Source organism: Pseudomonas sp. 51_B (genome assembly GCF_017491595.1).
GTDB classification, from domain to species: Bacteria; Pseudomonadota; Gammaproteobacteria; order Pseudomonadales; family Pseudomonadaceae; genus Aquipseudomonas; species Aquipseudomonas promysalinigenes.
Map to the genome: position 1 here is coordinate 1 of NZ_JAFGYW010000245.1, position 490 is coordinate 490.

General features: G+C 60.4%; 1 pseudogene. It reads right to left on the reverse strand.

The window, feature by feature from the left end:
* Window positions 1-490 (reverse strand): annotated as a pseudogene (locus tag J5M56_RS24640) (RNA degradosome polyphosphate kinase); the annotation flags it as partial.

Sequence of the window (490 nt, forward strand, 5' to 3'; positions counted from 1 at the left end):
ATGTCCTGCTTGCTGACCACACTGAAGATGTTTTCGCTGTTTTGCAGCAGTTTCGGGATCTGCGGGGTGAACGGCGTGTATTGCAGCTCCGGATGGCTGTCCAGACCGGTGATGCTGAACAGGCGCGTCAGGTTGACCGGGCCGTTGACCTGATACAGCTCGGTCTCGCTCAGGTTGAACTGCTTGAGCAGATAGTCCGAGAGGTGTTTCGGGCAAGTGTCGGCGACTTCCAGACGCACCGCGTCACCGTAGCGCCGCGAGAACAACTCGCCACGCAGAGCGCGGGCCAGGTCTTCGACGTCTTCGGAATCGAGCGCCAGGTCGGCATTTCGGGTCAGACGGAACTGGTAGCAGCCTTTGACCTTCATGCCCTGGAACAGGTCATCGGCGTGGGCGTGGATCATCGACGACAGGAACACATAGTTGTCGCCGGCGCCGCCGACTTCTTCCGGCACCTTGATGATCCGAGGCAGCAGACGCGGTGCCGGAA